The following is a 17,720-nucleotide window of genomic DNA, read 5'->3' on the forward strand; positions in this document are numbered from 1 at the left end:
TGTTTCAACCTATTCACTCACTGTCAGATACTGTGGCGTAGACAACCAGTTCAACGAGCATTTCTTCCCGTGCTAAGCCTGCTACCACTATGGCTGCCCGATTAGGAAAAGGGGCTTGAAAATATTCGGCATAAATTGCGTTGACAGTGGCCAGATAAGTGCGGTCAGTGACATAAATCATGACTTGCAGTACGCTGTTTGTATCTGTACCAGCGCAATTTAGGGTATGAACAAGATTATCTAAGGTTTGGCGGGTTTGTGCTTCAATGCCGCCTTCTACGACTTGACCTTGTTGATTGATAGGAATTTGAGCGGTGTAAAGGGTATTATTCGCTGTTATAGCCCACTCTAATGGGGCTTTCGATGCAAAAAGAGACGTACTTATGGCCTGTTTAGCTGCTGTCTTTGACATAAACGATACCTAGCGTTTTGAGATAAATGTAATGTGTTCATTTTATGTTCAGCTAGAATATTGCATAGGCTTTTTGATAAGTCTAATTAGTAATTTTTTTAAATTGATAATTTAAATTTATCACTTGTTGACAAATGACAAGGCTAGAATGGAGATGAATATGATCTTTTTATCCTCATCTTTTTGGTTAAATATGGAGTAATGCTTTAATAGATATAATAAATCATTGGCTGTTTTTTTAATATTTTTGACTGAGCAGTGGCCTTTTTTAACGTCAAGATATGTCAGTATTTGTTTTGCTTGGTGCTTGTAGGTGTTACACAATATGTTTTTATTTGTGGTTAATTGTTTTTCTATGTTTTATTTATGAGTTGATATTGGGTGTTTAGTGTGTCTATTTAGTTGGTTGTTGACGAAGAGATGATAAAAATTATGCTTAAAAGCCAGAGTTAAAGGTCGTCAATTTCATTTTTTCACTCTTGTTATTTTTAACGTTAGATAGCCAATAATGAAAGTGTCAGTTAAGGAGCCGATGCAATGATGGATATTAAGTTACAGCAATTAAAACATTTTTGCTGGGTAGTCGAGGAAGGTGGATTTCGAGCGGCGTCTGCAAGAGCAAATCGTTCACAGGCCGCTTTGTCGACTTCCATTAAAGCGTTAGAGAAAACACTAGGGCAAGTATTATTTGAAGCTGGGCATAAAGCGAAGCTGACACCCTTTGGAGAGTTATGTTTACCTAAAGTTGAGCAGTTTATGACCCAATATCATCATTTAATTTATGATTTAAATGCGGCGGCGGCAGGACAGCTAGGTGAACTTCGTATTGCCAGTGTGCCTTCTGTTGCGGCAAAAATCATTCCTCGAATATTGGCTAAATTTACTAAACAATATCCTAAAATAAAAGTGTCCTTGATTGATGATAATGCTGCGGGAGTTGAGAGACGCCTTTTAGCGGGAGAGGTGGATTTAGCCTTAGGTAATTGTTTGAATATTAACCATGATAGAATCGATTTTACATTACTCTTATTGGACCCTATTGGCGTTGTTTGTTTAAAAAGTCATGAGCTATCAATAAAAGAAGGAATTCAGTGGCAAGAAATAAAAGATTATCCTTTTGTCAATAATGGTACCTGTTCTTTACTTGACCCGACGAGTGCCCATGTGCTGAGTCAGAATGCATTTTATAGTGTAGAGAATATCACCTCACTGTTTTCAGTATTGGAGTTAGGGGTGGGGGTGACAACGTTACCTAAGTTAGCTTTTCCAGAGAACTTACCTTCACTATGTTGGATCCCACTGATTGCACCTAAATTAGAACGTGAAGTGGGTATTTTTAAATTGATCGATCGTCATATTTCACCCCAAGCGATGATTTTTTATAATTTGTGTATAAAGGAATTGGCACCTGAATAACAACTTATTTTTGTGGAGAGTTCAGGAAATGACCCAGAAAGTGCACGCTTTCTGAGTCATTGTCGTTATAGCGTTTAGCGTGTTTGATGACTATTGTGCTGTTTGGTTTTTAAAGGTGAAACTTGATAGCGCATTACTCACGATTTGCTCTGCGATAATGTAATGGGCTTGTGTTGTTGGATGAGTGACTCCCCAAAATAAATAGCTATCAGAGCCATTAACAACACAATCGGAGCGAAGTGAATGGGATTTTAAGTAATCCACTGATGAACTACGATTGATGTCAAGGCAAGAGTCGGTGACATTGGTTAAGCCATAACTTTCTGGAGAATCGATAACATTATCAAATAATGTGTAGGTATCAAACAAGACAAAATTGTATCCCTGATCTTGATAGTTTTCGATTTGGTTTTTAATAAACGCATTGTATTCCATGATTTTATCTTTTACTTCTATTGCCTTATCAGCACTGGAATATTTAAATTGTGGTGCATGACTGGCATCGGGTAAATTTAAAACCAACATATTTGTAATGCCACTGTCGATGAGTTTTTCTATGATTTCGGTAAAATCACCACTGACTTCAGCGACGCTGCGATCATAGTTAACAAAATCATTCAGGCCAAATTCTAATGTTACTAAGCTGTCTTTAGGATCATAATTTTCAGCCAGTTGCATGTATTCCACATAGGAGTCTATTTGATCGGTCACCCCAGGCAAAATGACATATTGATCTTCACCAGCCGCACCACTAATGGCCCAATTATAAAGGGGCAAGCCCATTAGTTGAGAGACATACTCAGTCCAGACATAGCCATTTGAAAAATGCCCTAAAAACCATGAGTTGTCATTTGGAAATAACCATTGAGAGGCATTATATAAATTCCCTGTGTCAGAAATACTGTCGCCAAAACTGACCACTTTATTGACTAAACTTTTATCATCGTTATCGCTGCTGATGTCATTTGTCCAGATAGTTTGATTATAAGAAAAGCGTGTGTCTGCCGCGAAAAAGGTGATATCGGCTGCAGCATAATCGGTATCTAAGGTTTTTTGACAGCGTTCGAGTAAGGTATCTTGGCTGGTGGAAGTATAAAACATGTTTTTCCATGAAATGCTGGAATACCAATAGCCTGTGACTTTGTAATAACTGCCGTCATCATTTAGCCCCCATTCCCAATCGGTTGCAACATCGTCATGGCTGTCGCTGGGCCTGTACCAACAACGTAAATAGGTATAGGTTTCATTTGATTGTAATGTGCTGATCTGTGAGCTTGATAATGTGCTGTTAGCGGCAAAACTTGAAAAAGGGAGTAGGCATAATGTGAGATAGAAGGTATTTTTTAGGATCATATTATTGGTCTCTCCATTTAAATTCAGGCCAGTGGTCTTGTTGATTTGCGTGCCTGAATAATCATTTATTGTTATCAGTTATCATCTTTAGTGGAATTCAGTATTAGTATTTTATTAATTAGATTTCACTAATTTGATTAATAACAATTTAATGGAAATGACGCTATATTTTTTTGAGTGCTAGCTCTAAAAACAGTGTTCTGTTTGATTTTTGTATTTTGTTTTTATTTTTTTACTCGTTTTTTGTTTCTTTATTGTTTATTGTTTGTTTTGTTTTAGCGATGAAATGCATATGCGAGTACTCTCAAGTCACAGGCACATATCACAGGCAAATCACAGTTCAGGCATTGAAATAGAAAAAATAGCCACTATTTCTAATGGATAAATATGCATTAGTAGTTGTGGGAAGGTGGTGGTTTGAATTTTAGTCATATTCGTTGGCTCGATGAGAAAGGGCAGGTTAAACCGCCTATCTATCTTTATGGTATGTTGATTTTTCTTGCGAGAGGATGGTGTATTTGGATAGCTTCATTAACTCAAGCTAATGATCGAGCGGGGTTAGTGAGCTTATTTTATCCCCATAAAGCGGATTTTATTATGTCTCTGATTGCGGGCCTGGGGGCCGTATTCATTTATATTGTTGTCATTGCGGAGCGCAAGCGCAGTCCTGAGTGGTTTCGTATTCCCTTTGGCCAAATCAAGTGGATGTTGTTAGGATTATTATTACTTGATGGAGGATTACTCATTTCTCGAATTGTCAATAGCTACTATTTGTACAGTTGGAGTACGGGGTTAGATGCATTGCTATTGTTTTGGAGTACGCTGTATTTGGTGAAGTCAAAACGGTTATCTTTGTATTTATCTGATTGGAAGTGACATTGTCATTTCATTGTAAGACCAATGGGCTTAATGATGTTAAGCCCATTGGTCTTTATAAAAATAAAAAAGTCTATATTGGCTTTTTAAGGGGTTATTTTCTTACCCAATTGCCTTTTTTGTTTTGATAAAACTGGCCTTTCTTTGTGGCTGAAATGGCTTTTTTTGCTGCAAGATTAGCCACTTCTGCCAGAGGAATATTATTCTTTTTAGCAATTCTTTGGTAAGAACTACGTCGTTCCTCGTTCACTCTTTTTGTTAACTTATTCACTTCTGGACCGGCTTTAACGACACCAAGGTAACCGTTTTGCAGCTCACCCACTTTGCCTTGAGTTTTTGCATCTTGTAAGGATATGGCAAAGGCATTGAGGCTGAAGAGTAAGATTGTGACTAGTGTTAAAATGCGAGTTTTCATGATTGCTCCATGGGTAAGATTAAAATAATTCATCATTTGTGAGAAGTTGATCTAGCTCTTTGTCCACTTTGATTTTGATTTCGTGTTCAATTTTCACGTTAAGGTTGATAACAATGGGTTTATCGGGGGGCGCAAGTTGAACCTTTGGGGTACAGGCGCCGATGAACAATAAAGCCGTTAAACTGATTGTTATATATTGAGGTAACACCTTGTTAAACATTTATTTTCCTTACATCATATAATGGTTGTTTTGATGACTCATATAAAGCAAGTTTAACCATATTTATCCATTGAGTGAAAGATTACTCCTCTTTTTATATCATTATCTTCATTGAGTGTGATCTTATCGCTGCATGCTATCCCTTGAATGATGAATACAGGCTGAATACTTTATTGAATGTTTTTAAATTCATTTACTTAATTGATTTTTCTATTCCACTTTGCAATTTACCACTGAGCTGTAGGCTTCTGAGTAATTGTAATAGGTTTTCTTCTTGGGTGTAATTAAAGTGAATAGGGCGCTCAATGCCTTTACTTTTCCCTTTTATTTGTGCTTTTAAAATGGCATCACCATTTGTTTTCATACTAAATTGACTGGTTAACTCACTGTATTTTAAATGTTCTAATGCTGAAAAAGCAAAATCCAAGTAAGGTTGAGATATTTTCATTTGCTCTACACTGGGGTTATCGTTAATAGCAATTAATCCGCCAGGGGGACGAGCAACAAGCTCCCCGTTATCGATACTCAGTTTATCGAATTGAAAGCGAATGGGTAGCACGGCATCAAACAAGCCATCGGCATAAACGCCTTCAACGGGGTGAAGCGTGAGTAATTGGTTAAGACTGACGCCCTGTAATAGTATATAGGCATCTGTTTCGCCAGTGGTATTGAGCTGAAACTTAGGTATGGCTAAGGTGCCTTTTAATGTATGGCCCTGAAGCTTGAGTTCAAGTTGTGTGCGGTTGAGTCCAAGTCGTGCCCATAAGCGTTGCCAAGGGGTTGAGGTTTCAGTGATGGAATGAGTAAGTTGCCTTGTGCTGGTTTGACTGAGTCTTGCTTGGACATTGATATTGGTGATGATAATGCCTGGATTAAATGCTTCGAGTGATAAGGTTAATGTTTCACATTGAAGTGGCAGTGGGTTCACTTTTATCTGCTTTTTGAGCAATGGCGATAATTGGTAGTGACATTGGGCGTGTAATTGTCCCCTCTCAAAAGGGAGTCCGTTAAATTGGCCTGATATATCATCAATATGCGTGTTGAGTGTGAATAACCAAGGTGCTGCTTTTGCCGTTTTTTGGTAACTGAGTTCAAATTGACTCATTCCAGTGAGCGAAAGATCTAATGGGGTGGTTTGTGCTTCTTTCATTAGGGTGACGAATTCATCCAATGGCCGAGCAAAGCTCCACTGGCCTGTTATTGATTGTAAATTGGCAAAAGAGTCGAGTTGCACTTGATGTTGACTGCTGAAGTCAAGTTCATTGATTTTCCAGTTCTCTTGGCTGTTGATGCGGTTTTGATTAACAGTGATGGATTGGTGTAGCGACAGGTTTTTCATATGAATTAACTGCTGCTGTGCACTTGCTTTTTTTAGCGCTAGAGATGGCTGATTTTTGATTAAGGAAGTCGAAGCAGGTTTGCTTTTACTGATAAAGAGATCATCAATATTAACGGTTATTTCCTGCATTTGTGGCTGATTAATCCATGCCCAGAGTGCTTGTATGGCATTTGTTGAGTGCAGCCTGTCTGATCGAGGCTCTGAGCGAGGTTGTAAAGACAAATCTTGAGTGAAGTCATAAGTCAGTGAGAAAGGATGATTTGAGCGTAGATCTAACTGCTTAATACGTCCTTGATAGTTTATGAAATCTTCATTTTTATTATTGTGGGTCGTTTGTTTTTTGTTGTTAGCGGTCTTATTTGTTGAAGTGTTAGTCTTTTTTATCCATTGCGCATTCACTGTGTTTAATTGAAAGTGAGTGGGGGATAAATTGAGTGCAATATGCTGCTTAGGTAAATAGGTGAATGTGCTTCCTGCCTCGATGGTTAATTGATTTTTTTCGGCAGCGAGCCTATTTAATTCATTGGGTATATGGGGGGCGTGACTGTTTTTGAGTGAGTTCGCTAACAAATGGCGATGGCTATTAACATCATTGATATTATCAAAAGCAACAGCGCCTGCATTGAGACGGATAGGTGTGTCAAAGTTAAGCTGGAATTGCATTTGATCATTTTTATAGTCTTGAATGAAAGTGCCTTGGCTTGTTAATTCAAGTTGATTAACACTTATTCTGGTTGAAGGAGCTACTTCACTGTGTGGTGCTTTGTCTTTTTTATCATTCATTACTGTAGATCTGTTACTCTTGCTCTTGCTCTTGCCTTGTTGGGGCTGCTTTTTTTGCTCAGAGAATAAAGGCAATGAGAGTTTAATCGGTTGACTTTGCTGTGTGTTAAATGCCCACTTTCCACTTGTTTCTGATTGTGTGTTGATATTTCGAATGTGCAGATCCTGTAATGATAAATGCGTTGTCAATTGGGCAAGCTCCAATACAATATCGCCATGTGATAATGTCACTTCCTTACTGGCCATATTAACGGTTAATGGTTCGATGATGGACAGCGTTAGCTTTGAGGTTGTTTGGCTTAATGGCTTCGGTTTTGCTTTGCCCAATTGTGTTAACAATGTTTTTGCTTGATGAGGCAATTGAAAATAAGTGGCTAATTGTATTAGCTGATCATGACTGGGACGGAGAGTTAGATCCATGGGCTTTATGGATAAGCTTGGCTGAGTCAAAGATCCAAAAATATCAATTTGCCATTGAGGCTGTTGACAAGGGGAGGTGTTTACGCGCTCGTTTTTTTCAATCTGAGCCATATTTTGAGAAAGGTTCTTATGATTGTTAACATTTTGATTATCTGCGCTTGTTGAACGGGTTGTGATTGTGGTGTCAACGGGCTGAGTCATGTTTTGAAAAAGGCTCTGTGGCATATTATTGCGATAATGATGCTTAATATTATGACTATCAGTGCCTGTTGAACTGGCTGTCACTCTTGTTTCAACGGGAGCCATGTTTTGAGAAAGGTTCTTATGATTGTTAACATTTTGATTATTTGCGCTTGTTGAACGGGTTGTCACTCTGGTGTCAGCGGAAGTTATGTTTTGAGAAAGCTTCAGTGGAATATTAATATAAGTATGATGATTATCAGTGCTTGTGGGTTGGGTGGTGATTTTAGCATCAAGGGGAGAAAGATAAAGTGATACACCACAAACTTGATGCATTGATTCTAGGGTGATATATTGTTGATTTTGTTGATTTTGTTGATTTTGTTGATTTTGTTGATTTTGTTGAGTGGAAGATTGAACCCCTAGTTTAATTTGGCTGTAAAGCTTACCTGATTGTGGCATTTTTGAGTCAACAAGCCTTGATAATCGATGAGACAATAATCGCACTTCTTTATTGAGTATTGAGGGCTTGCTCATTGAACTTGAAGAATGGATTTTTGATGAAGCTTGGGTCGATGTTTGCACTACTGATGATTGAGAAAGCGGTTGAGCTAAGCTCAAATTATCTAGTTGTTGGGAGAATGTCTTTAAGCCACTGCTTAATGCGTCAAAAGATAGTTGACTGGAAAATGCCCATTGCGTCTCGGTGAATTGGCCGGACAGTGTCCAAGTCGGCAAGTTGTCCATCAATATTTGAGTGGAAAACTGCCCTTGATATAAATTCAGTGATTTAATCTTAGCGAGTTGAATAGTCTTGTGATGATCGCGCTTTTTAAAAAAGAGGTTAATGTGCTTTACATTGAGCTTGGGAGAATTTGCCAGCAATGCCATGAGCTGAGAGTTAGGAAGCGGGATCTTTGAGTGAGTATTTGTTTTTGCTTCACTGTCAACTAAGGTGTTAATTTTATCGGCAAATGTGATAGGGCTGAGGGATGCATTGATTTTGTTAATGGTCACATTTGTAATATCGCTGCTTGATAGCTGAAAAAGAGACGTCCCTTGATTAAATTCTATGTCGATATCTTGTAGGGTGAATTGATCTTGATTAACCTCAATGGTGAGGTTAGGGACTGTCCAATGGGTGAGACTGTCTGCTGAAACAGTCATCTGGGTTACTTGCGCGTTAAAAGGGGTTAAATAGTGATTGATGAGGCCTTTTATTAAGCGTTCAACATTAAAACTGGCAATGATGGATAAGCCTATAAGAAAGCTTAATCCAATAAAAAAAAGCACAATAATACGCCGTTTCACAGACGACTCTCCCTGTTAGTGGATACAGATGTTACGCTTAAGCCACTTGAAACCTTTTTTCAAGTGACTGTGATATCTTTCACCGCTAAGCGTCTTGCCACCTAATTTGGGTGGTTAATCTGTGGGTCTCATTGGGCGCTAAGGTGACGCTATCATCGAGAACGTTCGCCGCTTCTAAGCAAACCATAGAGAGATAATCATCATTCCTAAAGCGTGATAAGCGCGTGGATTTTTCAATCCAAGGGTTCCATAGTATCGCAGATTGACTGTTCTGACGTGACACTTGGATAATCCCCTTTTGTGTATGTAATAATTGTACTGGACTGAGTTGGGTAAAGACTTTATCGGTTTCTTGGTTGATCACTAAGCTATCTTGTACTTGTTTAATCGGGTCTTGATTAAATTCAATAAACTTGGCTTGTCCAAAGCCCGTTGCGGAAAATTGATGAATATCACCGATGGGAAAATAACTGTGTAAAGCTTGGGAGAAGGTGATGCTTTTGTCATCGAGATTGGTATTGATAAGCGAGAGACTCAATGAATCACTTAAGCGAAATTCGGCACTTAATTGGGTACGGTAGGGCCAATACTTTTGTGTATTATCATCCAATGTTAAGGTAAAAAGTAACTTCACTTCAGTCTCATTCATGTTGACTTCTTGAAGTTGCCACATTTGGGTTCGAGCAAACCCGTGTTGAGGCCAATCAGAATTGGTGTGCATGCCAAACCAAGGCCAACAAATCGGGATCCCACCACGAATGGCACTGCCGATTTGATAATCATTGTCCCTTGAGCACCAAAGCAGCGGCGGCTGGCCTTTAGGTTTAAAATAATCAATTTGAGCACCTTGTTTAAAAATACGAGCCTGACAATGCTGTGTATCAATGTCGATGTATTCCAAACCTTTGTTGTGCATTTTAGTGGTGACAGAGCCCATAATGCTTCCTAATTACCTGATTTTGTATAAGCTTACCGTATTCTGAGGGGGAAGTGAAACGCCCTTTTTAACTGCTTAAAGCATAATATTGGATCTTAATAGTTGTTGCGTTTTTAAGCTGAAAATGAGAATAATATTGAGCTTTTACTCAAATGCATCGATAGCAATAATGACAAGAAAGGGAAGACAGTATGCCAGTTTATCAAGCACCATTGCGTGATTATCAATTTGTTTTAAATGAATTACTTAATGTATATCAGCAAGATGAGTTAAAGGGTTTTGATGAGATTGATACTGAGTTAGTCAATGCCATTTTACAAGGTATGGCGGAGTTTAGTACTGATATCATGTTGCCATTAAATTCAGTGGGGGATCGTGAAGGTTGTCGTTTGGAAGCGGGTCAAGTGAAAACACCGACAGGGTTTAAAGCGGCGTATGATCAATTTGTTGACAATGGTTGGGCGACGCTGACGAGTGATCCTGCTTATGGCGGCCAAGGCTTACCCAGTGTGGTTGGGTCGTTTATTTTAGAAATGACGGCAGCAACCAATATGTCATTTGGCATGTATCCAGGCTTAACCCATGGTGCTTATTCGGCTATTCATGCCCACGGCAGTGAATCATTGAAGCAGAAATATCTTGAAAAATTCGTCAGTGGTGAATGGACTGGCACCATGAATTTGACCGAATCTCACGCAGGAACAGATTTAGCGCTATTGCGGACAAAAGCGGTGCCTTTAGATAATGAAAAATATGCCATATCGGGAGAGAAAATTTTTATCTCATCGGGCGATCATGATTTGAGCGACAATATCGTGCATCTGGTATTGGCAAGGTTGCCCGACGCCCCTGCAGGGGTGAAAGGGATCTCACTATTTGCGGTGCCTAAGTATTTAATTAATGATGATGGTAGCTTAGGAGAGAGAAATCAACTCAGTGCTACAGGGCTTGAGCACAAAATGGGACTGCATGGTAATTCCACTTGTGTGATGTTATTTGATGGTGCTGAGGGAGAGCTTGTGGGTGAGGCCCATCAAGGTTTGAGAGCCATGTTCACTATGATGAATGAAGCACGTTTAGGAGTGGGTATACAAGGATTAGCCGTGTCTGATATTGCTTATCAGAATGCACTCTTATATGCAAAAGATCGTATTCAGGGACGTGCACTCAGTGGTCCCAAAGACAATGATAAAGCCGCCGATCCTATATTAGTTCATGGTGATGTACGTCGTATGTTATTGGCGCAAAAAGCCTTTAATGAAGGGGCTCGAGGATTAATGGGACAGCAATCTTTATGGTTGGACATGTCAATGCGTCATCAAAATCCTGAAAAAGCCAAAGAGGCGGCCGCCCTTGCTGCATTTTTTACGCCTGTTGTGAAAGGCTTTGTCACAGATCAAGGGTTTAAAGCCTGTGTTGATGCACAGCAAGTCTTTGGTGGGCATGGCTATGTTCATGAATGGGGAATGGAGCAGTTTGTTAGGGATCTACGAATTTCAATGATCTATGAAGGCACTAATGGTGTGCAAGCACTGGATTTAATTGGAAGAAAGTTACTGTCAGATAAGGGGGCTGCGCTTAATCTTTGGTCTAAAATGGTGAAACAATATATTGGTCAGCATCAGGGCAATTCGGCTATGACACCTTATGTGATGGGATTAATGCACGCTGCAAAAGATCTTGAAAAAGCCACAGGTTTTATTGCAAGCCGAGTTGAAAAGTCACCGGATATGATAGGGGTAGCGTCAATGCCCTATTTACAATTAATGGGGATCACCGCTCTTGCTTGGATTTGGGCTCGAACGGCATCAATTGCACTGCAGGCTTTAGATGAAGAGACACAGGAGCGCACTTTTTATCAGTCAAAGTTACAAACAGCCAAGTGCTATATGGATTATTGGGCTGTACAAACGACGAGTTTACGTTTGCAAATAGAATCGAGCAGCCACACTATGGCTGAATTTGATGATGCCCTTTTTTAATCTTGATTAAGTTATCTTTGATGACTGTTAACCTTTGGCCTGTTATACGGATAACTTGTTTGTAATTAAGCCTGTGTGCTTCACTCCTAACATAGGCAATCGATAATGGGTCGATTGCCTTATTGAGATAGGTTATACCAATTCTATTATATAGATGATCAATTCAGAGCTTCTCAGGCTTTTCAATTCAAGGCGCATTTATGCTGTAATGGTGATCCCTTTCAAATGAATGCAACGCAGAAGTGGAATGTCTGAGAAGCTCACTTTGTGCGGGTTTCGACATACTTTATGCTACGTTAGATGCTTTCGATATAGAATCACTATTAGCTTCAATCATCCGCCTTGCCTACAGCATGTTGAATTCCCGCTGAAAGATCACTTATATAGTAGAATTGGTATAAACAAGGTTATTTATTCTGTATAAAGTTGAGTAAAGCAGGCATGAAACGGTCAAAAGCTTGTATATGGGGAACATGGCCCACATTATCCAGTTCGACTAAGGTGGCGTTAGGAATGACTTTTGCTGTTTTTTTGCCAAGTTCGGCATAGTTACCCATGGTTTTTGCGACTTTTGGCGTGATCCTTTCTTTTCCGTGGGCCGTTTTATCACTTTGACCAATAATAAGCAGTGTGGGCATGGTTAAGTTTTTAAATTCATAAACCACAGGTTGAGTGTAAAGCATGTCGTAGATGAGTGCCGAATTCCATGCATATCTTGGATAGTCAGGGCTGTTCATAAAGCTGGCAATAATATCAACATAAGGTTGATATTCTGACTTCCAATGACCCTGATAGTAATTGTTAATTTGGTATTGTTTAAGTTTCTCAGGGGTTTTGGCCAGCTCAATGTTATACCAGTAATCGACGCCACCTTGGGGGTAGGGCACAACAGTTTTCCAATCTTCTAAGCCTAATGGGTTTTCAAGAATAAGTTTAGTGGTGGTGTTTGGGTACATAAGGGCAAAACGGGTAGCCAGCATTCCCCCTAAAGAGTGTCCTAGTACTATGGTTTTTTTGATGTGTAAGGTATCGAGTAAGGTTTTGGTATTTTGCGCTAACTGCTGAAAGGTATATTGAAAGTAGGCAGGTTTTGAGGATTTACCAAAGCCAATTTGATCGGGCACTAGCACATTAAATCCTGCTTGGTTTAAATGGGCAATCACTTGTTTGAAATACATGCCATTAAAGTTTTTACCGTGCATAAGCAAGACTGTGTGTCCATTGGGATTATTGGCTTTGACATACATATAAGCCATTTTTAATGACTGCTGTTGAACATTTAAAGGCAAAAAGTGTACGGGATAAGGGTAAGGATAACCCTCGAGGTTAATACCGTATTGGTGACTGTCGGCAGAAGAAGTTGAGTGAGATCCGCCTTGGGTTGATGCGAAAGCGAAAAAAGGGCTTAAACATAACAGTATCAAGCCGATAAAAGCGATTTTGGCAGGTGAAACAGAAGGCCTTGGTAGCAAGCCTGACTGAAAAATGGGAGAGAGAAAGGACTCGTTCATTGTGGATTTATCCTTATTTAGATCGTAGGGAACACAGGATTAATGTATTTTTATTTCAGCAAGCATAATACGTTCACTTGACTATCGGCAAATAGATTAAGCTTTAATGGAATGAAATGCATTCATTTTTACTATTTCAATTGTAAGAAAAAATGAAGCAAGGGAAAAGAAAAGGCGGTGATAGAAAGCGCTGATTTGAACGTGAATATACCCACAGTTTGTCCTTATTTGTGGGTATATTCGCGATTTTATTTATGTCAAATGGATTGCTGTGTCATCATAACTCAGAGGGGTGACGGCCATTGATGCGCCATTGTCCTTCGGTGACTTGATCGCTGTAATCCAGCCAAACCTGAGCATGGTTCTTGGCTTCTTTAGCGGCTTTTAATTTTTCATTATCAAAACTGTTTGTTGGCACATCAAAATGGAAATTACTCCCCAGTGTCTGACAAGCTTGTTCTCCTTCATTCCAAGTGCCTGTATTATCGGTCACTTGCCACTGTTTATTTTGCTCATTATAGCAGGCATAGGCATAATCATTACCGCAAAATTGATCGTCCCAGCGTCCATTAGCCCATTGCAGTGCACAATGTTGGCTGTCTCCAGCATTGTTGGGTTCATTGGTATCCCAACTCCAAATACTCGAGACAAGTCGGTTATCTGTGGTGACCATGTCATCGAGGTTAACGATATTGGCGCCTTGGCTAAAAAAGTCTGTGACGTCAGTATCGGTGATATAATTATCACTGCCGCCAGTAAGAATGTCACCGATAGCTTTAGTGGTGGTTCTGTCCTCCCAAATTCGACCGATTTCACCCAGATCTTTAAAAACAAGCTTGCCCCAGTTGCTGTGATTGGTGCAGCCATCCTGACCCCAAATAACCACTTTCTTGCCGCTACTAATGATATCGGCTTTTGTCAATGTATCCAGTGGAGTATCGCAGCCCTGACTGGTATATACCCACTGACCTATGCGCTCGTCAAGTTGACTGATAGCTTCATCATAACGACCTTCCATATGATCTTCTATATACAGAATAAGAACTTGATTTTCACTGTCTTCACTATTAAGCCAATTTTTTATTTCATTGAGCCCTTCGGTAAAATATTTATCGTTGATGCTGCAAAAGCCATGGCATAGCAGTAAACGCTTAGGGTAAGAAAACAGGCTTTCCATTTTTGTGGTCCAATGGACGTCCAGTTCGATAAAACGTGCCCCCATCAATAATTGTTCTTTGATCGTGTGTTTTTGCTGAGGGTCGAGGTAGCGGCATCCGACTGAGAAGTTACAACTAGTATAAGCTTCAGAATTATAACTATTGTGCGTGCCTAAGATATTATTGTTTTTCAGTGGTGCATACACATCCAGTAGTCGCTGAGAGGCGAGGGCTTGGCCTTGCCATGAAGCATTAAAGTCAGAAATACTATCGGCGCTGGCATTAAAGCTGAGTTGGCAGCAAGCTAAGGTGGCGGCTGACATGAAAGTAAAAAATGAAGATTTCATTCAGTTGGATCCTATATTATTTTAAGGCTATTAGTGAGTGATAAAGACGCTTTATCCGCTCCTTACTGATAGCCATTCCTTGTGGATCATTTAAATGACAATGATTGACTTAAGGCTAGTTGGGTTAAAGGAGAACAGCTTGGCAATAATGTCGTCATCCCCCATAAACCTACTCGAACAAAAGCCTTATGTAATGATAATGTTTATTAAATGTTTTTAATGTATGATTTTTTCTAATGGAGTAATGGGAAGAAAAATCATTTTCCTTATTTCATATCGGCTAGCTGTACTTAACGTTATGAGAGTGTAATGAATAAATTGCAGCTGATAATGATGAATTTATTTAATTGTAAAGATAAGGCTTCTATGAAACATTTACATAAAATGAGAATCAAAAAGTATGGCTTATTGTGTTTAATCTTATCGTTTTCTGGATCGGCAATGGCGAATGTCGATGTAGACAGTATTTTTAACACAATAAATGAAAGGTTAACTTATATGCAAGATGTGGCGCTTTATAAAGCGCAGCATCACTTGGCCATTGAAGATCTGGCACGTGAAAAACAAGTATTAGCCAGTGCCATGCAAGCCGCCAGCCAATTGGGGTTACCGGCGAATAAAGTGGATAGCTTTTTTAAGGCACAAATAGCCGTAGCAAAAGCGATACAATATCGTTACCGTGCACACTGGCTAGCCAGCCCTACATCAAGAACTCCAGAAGATTTAAAGACACAAATCAGGCCAGCTTTGATTAAATTGGGAAAACAGTTGAATACTGAATTGGCCGCTTATGTGAAGCAAGGAGGGCACTTCATGCAGGCACAATACCCGCGTTTTAGTGATGCGATTAATGTCAAGTATGTGACTGATGCAGATAAAAAATTGCTGTTTAATGCATTGATAAAGATCACTGAATGATAATAGGGATAATAAAAAAGCGTCAGTGTATGACTGACGCTTTTATGGGATTGTCGTTAATGTAAAAATAAATTAAAGCTGCGTACCTGCTTTCATATTACGGGTAAATTCGCCTAATTTCTTCAGCAGCTGAGTTTCATTATCTTTATAAGCGGTGATAATTTTGACTACCGCTGAGCCTGAAATCGCACCAGCAGCCCCCGCGTTAATGGCATCATGTACCTGAGAGGGCTCAGCAATACCAAAACCGAGTAATGGCGGCGGGGCATCAAACTGATTGAGTTTTTGTAAAATATCACCAATGGGCATGCCTGCTTTAGATTCCGTACCTGTCACCCCTGCGCGTGATAGCAAATAGGTATAACCTTCCCCTTTGCTGCTCACCGCTTTTAAGGTGGCTTCATTGGCATTAGGCGGTGCAATAAAAATCGGAGCGATACCATGAGCTTTGGCCGCTGTAATAAAGGGGGTGGCTTCTTCTACAGGGACATCGGCGATAAGCACTGAGTCTACGCCAGCAGCCTTAGCTTTTGCATAAAAAGTATCGATACCATTGGCAAACACTAAATTAGCATAAAGCAGTAATCCCATGGGAATACTTGGGTGCTTGGCACGGACTTTGGCGAGTATATCAAAACAGATCTTGGGTGTGGTATTCGCGCTTAAAGCACGTAGGTTTGCCTCTTGAATAACGGGGCCATCGGCTAAGGGATCGGAAAAAGGAAAGCCTAACTCTAATGCATCGGCGCCATTGTCAATTAAGGTATCGATGATTTTCAATGACAATTCAGGGCTAGGATCCCCTAAGGTCACAAAGGGGACAAAGGCGCCTTGTTGCTTGTCTTTTAATGCAGCAAAGGCGGTGTGATAACGGTTACTCATGAGAATGCTCCTTTGCTTGTTCAGAGAGTATATCGGATACGGTAAAGATATCTTTGTCGCCTCGACCCGATAAATTGACCACTAGTAAGGTTGCTTTGGTGGCCGCTTTAGCGAGCTTTAAGGCATAAGCGAGAGCGTGAGCCGACTCTAATGCCGGAATAATGCCTTCCGAGCGAGCAAGTAGTTGAAAGGCATCGAGTGCTTCTTCATCGGTGGCAGACTCGTAAGTGGCGCGGCCTGTTTTGGCAAGGTGAGCATGTTGTGGGCCGACAGAGGGGAAATCAAGTCCTGCAGAAATCGAGTAAGACTCTTCTATTTGGCCTTGTTCATCTTGCATTAACGGCGCCTTCATGCCAAAGAAAATACCTGTTTTCCCATGTTTTAATGGTGCGCCGTGCATAGGGGTATCTATGCCTTTACCCGCAGGTTCAACGCCGATTAATGCAACGGACTCCTCATCGATAAAATCGGCAAACATGCCGATGGCATTTGAACCTCCGCCAACACAGGCGATGACGGCATCGGGTAATCTGCCTTCTTTTTCCAGTATTTGTTGTTTCGTCTCTTCACCTATCATGCGCTGAAATTCACGGACTATGGTGGGGAAGGGGTGAGGGCCTGCTGCGGTGCCCAGAAGATAATGCGCACTATCGTAACGAGCAGACCAGTCGCGCATGGCTTCATTGCACGCATCTTTTAATGTAGCAGAGCCTGAGGTAACAGGAATGACTTCGGCGCCCATGAGTTTCATGCGAAAGACATTAGGCGATTGACGCTCAACATCTTTGGCACCCATGTAAATTTTACATTTTAAATCCAATAATGCGCAGGCAAGTGCGGTGGCCACGCCATGTTGGCCAGCGCCTGTTTCAGCAATGATCTCTTTTTTACCCATGCGCTTAGCCAGCAGTGCTTGGCCTAAGACTTGGTTGGTCTTATGGGCGCCGCCATGTAATAAGTCTTCTCGTTTAAGGTAAATCTTAGCCAATGGATTTGGGCTGAGATTTCGAGTTAAGGTCAGTGCGGTAGGGCGGCCAGCATAATTTTTAAGGAGATCCGTGAACTCAGCTTGAAAGGCGGGATCGGCTTGGGCTTCAATAAAGGCCGTCTCTAGCTGCTTGAGGGCAGGGACTAAAATTTGTGGTACGTACATACCGCCATATTCCCCAAAATAGGGGTTTAACTTGTTCATACCTTGTTCCTCATTGCATTATGTAAACCATTGATTATGTTATTCATCATTTGCTTGGGTGTTGTTAAC

Annotated in this window: 14 protein-coding genes; 4 read left to right on the forward strand and 10 right to left on the reverse strand. The window is 40.3% G+C overall.

Going from position 1 to position 17,720, the window contains the following annotated elements:
- Positions 1 to 13: 13 nt before the first annotated feature.
- Positions 14 to 412, reverse strand: a complete 399-nt coding sequence (locus Q0791_RS01975; protein WP_299002241.1) for a RidA family protein — start codon at positions 410 to 412, stop codon at positions 14 to 16.
- 537 nt (positions 413 to 949) lie between these two features.
- Between Q0791_RS01975 and Q0791_RS01980 the strand changes: the two genes are divergently transcribed.
- A complete protein-coding gene (locus Q0791_RS01980) occupies positions 950 to 1,828 on the forward strand; it encodes a LysR family transcriptional regulator (RefSeq protein ID WP_299002242.1) in 879 nt (292 codons plus the stop codon).
- A gap of 90 nt (positions 1,829 to 1,918) precedes the next feature.
- On the opposite strand, the gene Q0791_RS01985 is transcribed toward Q0791_RS01980, so the two are convergent.
- Complete coding sequence (locus tag Q0791_RS01985; RefSeq protein WP_299002243.1) at positions 1,919 to 3,181, reverse strand: SGNH/GDSL hydrolase family protein; 1,263 nt, start codon at positions 3,179 to 3,181, stop codon at positions 1,919 to 1,921.
- Positions 3,182 to 3,598: 417 nt separating this feature from the next.
- On the opposite strand from Q0791_RS01985, the gene Q0791_RS01990 reads away from it, so the two are divergent.
- A complete protein-coding gene (locus Q0791_RS01990) occupies positions 3,599 to 4,057 on the forward strand; it encodes a DUF2919 domain-containing protein (RefSeq protein ID WP_299002244.1) in 459 nt (152 codons plus the stop codon).
- A gap of 94 nt (positions 4,058 to 4,151) precedes the next feature.
- On the opposite strand, the gene Q0791_RS01995 is transcribed toward Q0791_RS01990, so the two are convergent.
- The 4 genes from Q0791_RS01995 to Q0791_RS02010 form a co-directional block, all read right to left on the reverse strand.
- Positions 4,152 to 4,472, reverse strand: a complete 321-nt coding sequence (locus Q0791_RS01995; protein ID WP_299002246.1) for a YdbL family protein — start codon at positions 4,470 to 4,472, stop codon at positions 4,152 to 4,154.
- A 19-nt stretch (positions 4,473 to 4,491) separates the two neighbouring features.
- Positions 4,492 to 4,692 carry a YnbE family lipoprotein gene (locus tag Q0791_RS02000; protein ID WP_299002248.1) on the reverse strand — a complete coding sequence of 67 codons (201 nt, stop codon included), beginning with the start codon at positions 4,690 to 4,692 and terminating at the stop codon, positions 4,492 to 4,494.
- A gap of 193 nt (positions 4,693 to 4,885) precedes the next feature.
- Positions 4,886 to 8,725, reverse strand: coding sequence for a YdbH domain-containing protein (locus Q0791_RS02005; protein ID WP_299002250.1), 3,840 nt, complete (start codon positions 8,723 to 8,725; stop codon positions 4,886 to 4,888).
- An 85-nt stretch (positions 8,726 to 8,810) separates the two neighbouring features.
- Positions 8,811 to 9,662: a D-hexose-6-phosphate mutarotase gene (locus Q0791_RS02010; protein ID WP_299002252.1), complete on the reverse strand. Its 852-nt coding sequence runs from the start codon at positions 9,660 to 9,662 to the stop codon at positions 8,811 to 8,813.
- Positions 9,663 to 9,853: 191 nt separating this feature from the next.
- Between Q0791_RS02010 and Q0791_RS02015 the strand changes: the two genes are divergently transcribed.
- Positions 9,854 to 11,644, forward strand: coding sequence for an acyl-CoA dehydrogenase C-terminal domain-containing protein (locus Q0791_RS02015; RefSeq protein WP_299002253.1), 1,791 nt, complete (start codon positions 9,854 to 9,856; stop codon positions 11,642 to 11,644).
- A 407-nt stretch (positions 11,645 to 12,051) separates the two neighbouring features.
- On the opposite strand, the gene Q0791_RS02020 is transcribed toward Q0791_RS02015, so the two are convergent.
- Together Q0791_RS02020 and Q0791_RS02025 are read right to left on the reverse strand one after the other, a co-directional pair.
- Positions 12,052 to 13,155 carry an alpha/beta hydrolase gene (locus Q0791_RS02020; protein ID WP_299002255.1) on the reverse strand — a complete coding sequence of 368 codons (1,104 nt, stop codon included), beginning with the start codon at positions 13,153 to 13,155 and terminating at the stop codon, positions 12,052 to 12,054.
- Positions 13,156 to 13,432: 277 nt separating this feature from the next.
- Positions 13,433 to 14,659 carry a phosphatidylinositol-specific phospholipase C domain-containing protein gene (locus Q0791_RS02025; RefSeq protein ID WP_299002257.1) on the reverse strand — a complete coding sequence of 409 codons (1,227 nt, stop codon included), beginning with the start codon at positions 14,657 to 14,659 and terminating at the stop codon, positions 13,433 to 13,435.
- A gap of 309 nt (positions 14,660 to 14,968) precedes the next feature.
- Between Q0791_RS02025 and Q0791_RS02030 the strand changes: the two genes are divergently transcribed.
- Positions 14,969 to 15,577 (forward strand): chorismate mutase, encoded by a 609-nt coding sequence (locus Q0791_RS02030; RefSeq protein WP_299002259.1) that lies wholly within the window; start codon positions 14,969 to 14,971, stop codon positions 15,575 to 15,577.
- Between the two features lie 72 nt (positions 15,578 to 15,649).
- On the opposite strand, the gene trpA is transcribed toward Q0791_RS02030, so the two are convergent.
- Entirely contained in the window at positions 15,650 to 16,459 is an 810-nt protein-coding gene (gene trpA, locus Q0791_RS02035) for a tryptophan synthase subunit alpha (RefSeq protein ID WP_299002261.1), read from the reverse strand.
- Positions 16,452 to 17,651, reverse strand: coding sequence for a tryptophan synthase subunit beta (gene trpB / locus Q0791_RS02040; RefSeq protein ID WP_299002263.1), 1,200 nt, complete (start codon positions 17,649 to 17,651; stop codon positions 16,452 to 16,454). The genes trpA and trpB overlap by 8 nt, the downstream gene beginning before the upstream one ends.
- Positions 17,652 to 17,720 lie beyond the last annotated feature (69 nt).

The organism is uncultured Shewanella sp. (assembly GCF_947495455.1).
Taxonomy (GTDB): Bacteria; Pseudomonadota; Gammaproteobacteria; order Enterobacterales; family Shewanellaceae; genus Shewanella.

What these genes read in the sequence shown, in the direction of transcription:
- Q0791_RS02025 (WP_299002257.1), bottom strand. Translation starts at nt 14,659, where the DNA reads ATGAAATCTTCATTTTTTACTTTCATGTCAGCCGCCACCTTAGCTTGC.
- Q0791_RS01980 (WP_299002242.1), top strand. Translation starts at nt 950, where the DNA reads ATGATGGATATTAAGTTACAGCAATTAAAACATTTTTGCTGGGTAGTC.
- Q0791_RS02030 (WP_299002259.1), top strand. Translation starts at nt 14,969, where the DNA reads ATGAATAAATTGCAGCTGATAATGATGAATTTATTTAATTGTAAAGAT.
- Q0791_RS01995 (WP_299002246.1), bottom strand. Translation starts at nt 4,472, where the DNA reads ATGAAAACTCGCATTTTAACACTAGTCACAATCTTACTCTTCAGCCTC.
- Q0791_RS02015 (WP_299002253.1), top strand. Translation starts at nt 9,854, where the DNA reads ATGCCAGTTTATCAAGCACCATTGCGTGATTATCAATTTGTTTTAAAT.
- Q0791_RS01985 (WP_299002243.1), bottom strand. Translation starts at nt 3,181, where the DNA reads ATGATCCTAAAAAATACCTTCTATCTCACATTATGCCTACTCCCTTTT.
- Q0791_RS02020 (WP_299002255.1), bottom strand. Translation starts at nt 13,155, where the DNA reads ATGAACGAGTCCTTTCTCTCTCCCATTTTTCAGTCAGGCTTGCTACCA.
- Q0791_RS02010 (WP_299002252.1), bottom strand. Translation starts at nt 9,662, where the DNA reads ATGGGCTCTGTCACCACTAAAATGCACAACAAAGGTTTGGAATACATC.
- Q0791_RS02000 (WP_299002248.1), bottom strand. Translation starts at nt 4,692, where the DNA reads ATGTTTAACAAGGTGTTACCTCAATATATAACAATCAGTTTAACGGCT.
- trpB (WP_299002263.1), bottom strand. Translation starts at nt 17,651, where the DNA reads ATGAACAAGTTAAACCCCTATTTTGGGGAATATGGCGGTATGTACGTA.
- trpA (WP_299002261.1), bottom strand. Translation starts at nt 16,459, where the DNA reads ATGAGTAACCGTTATCACACCGCCTTTGCTGCATTAAAAGACAAGCAA.
- Q0791_RS01975 (WP_299002241.1), bottom strand. Translation starts at nt 412, where the DNA reads ATGTCAAAGACAGCAGCTAAACAGGCCATAAGTACGTCTCTTTTTGCA.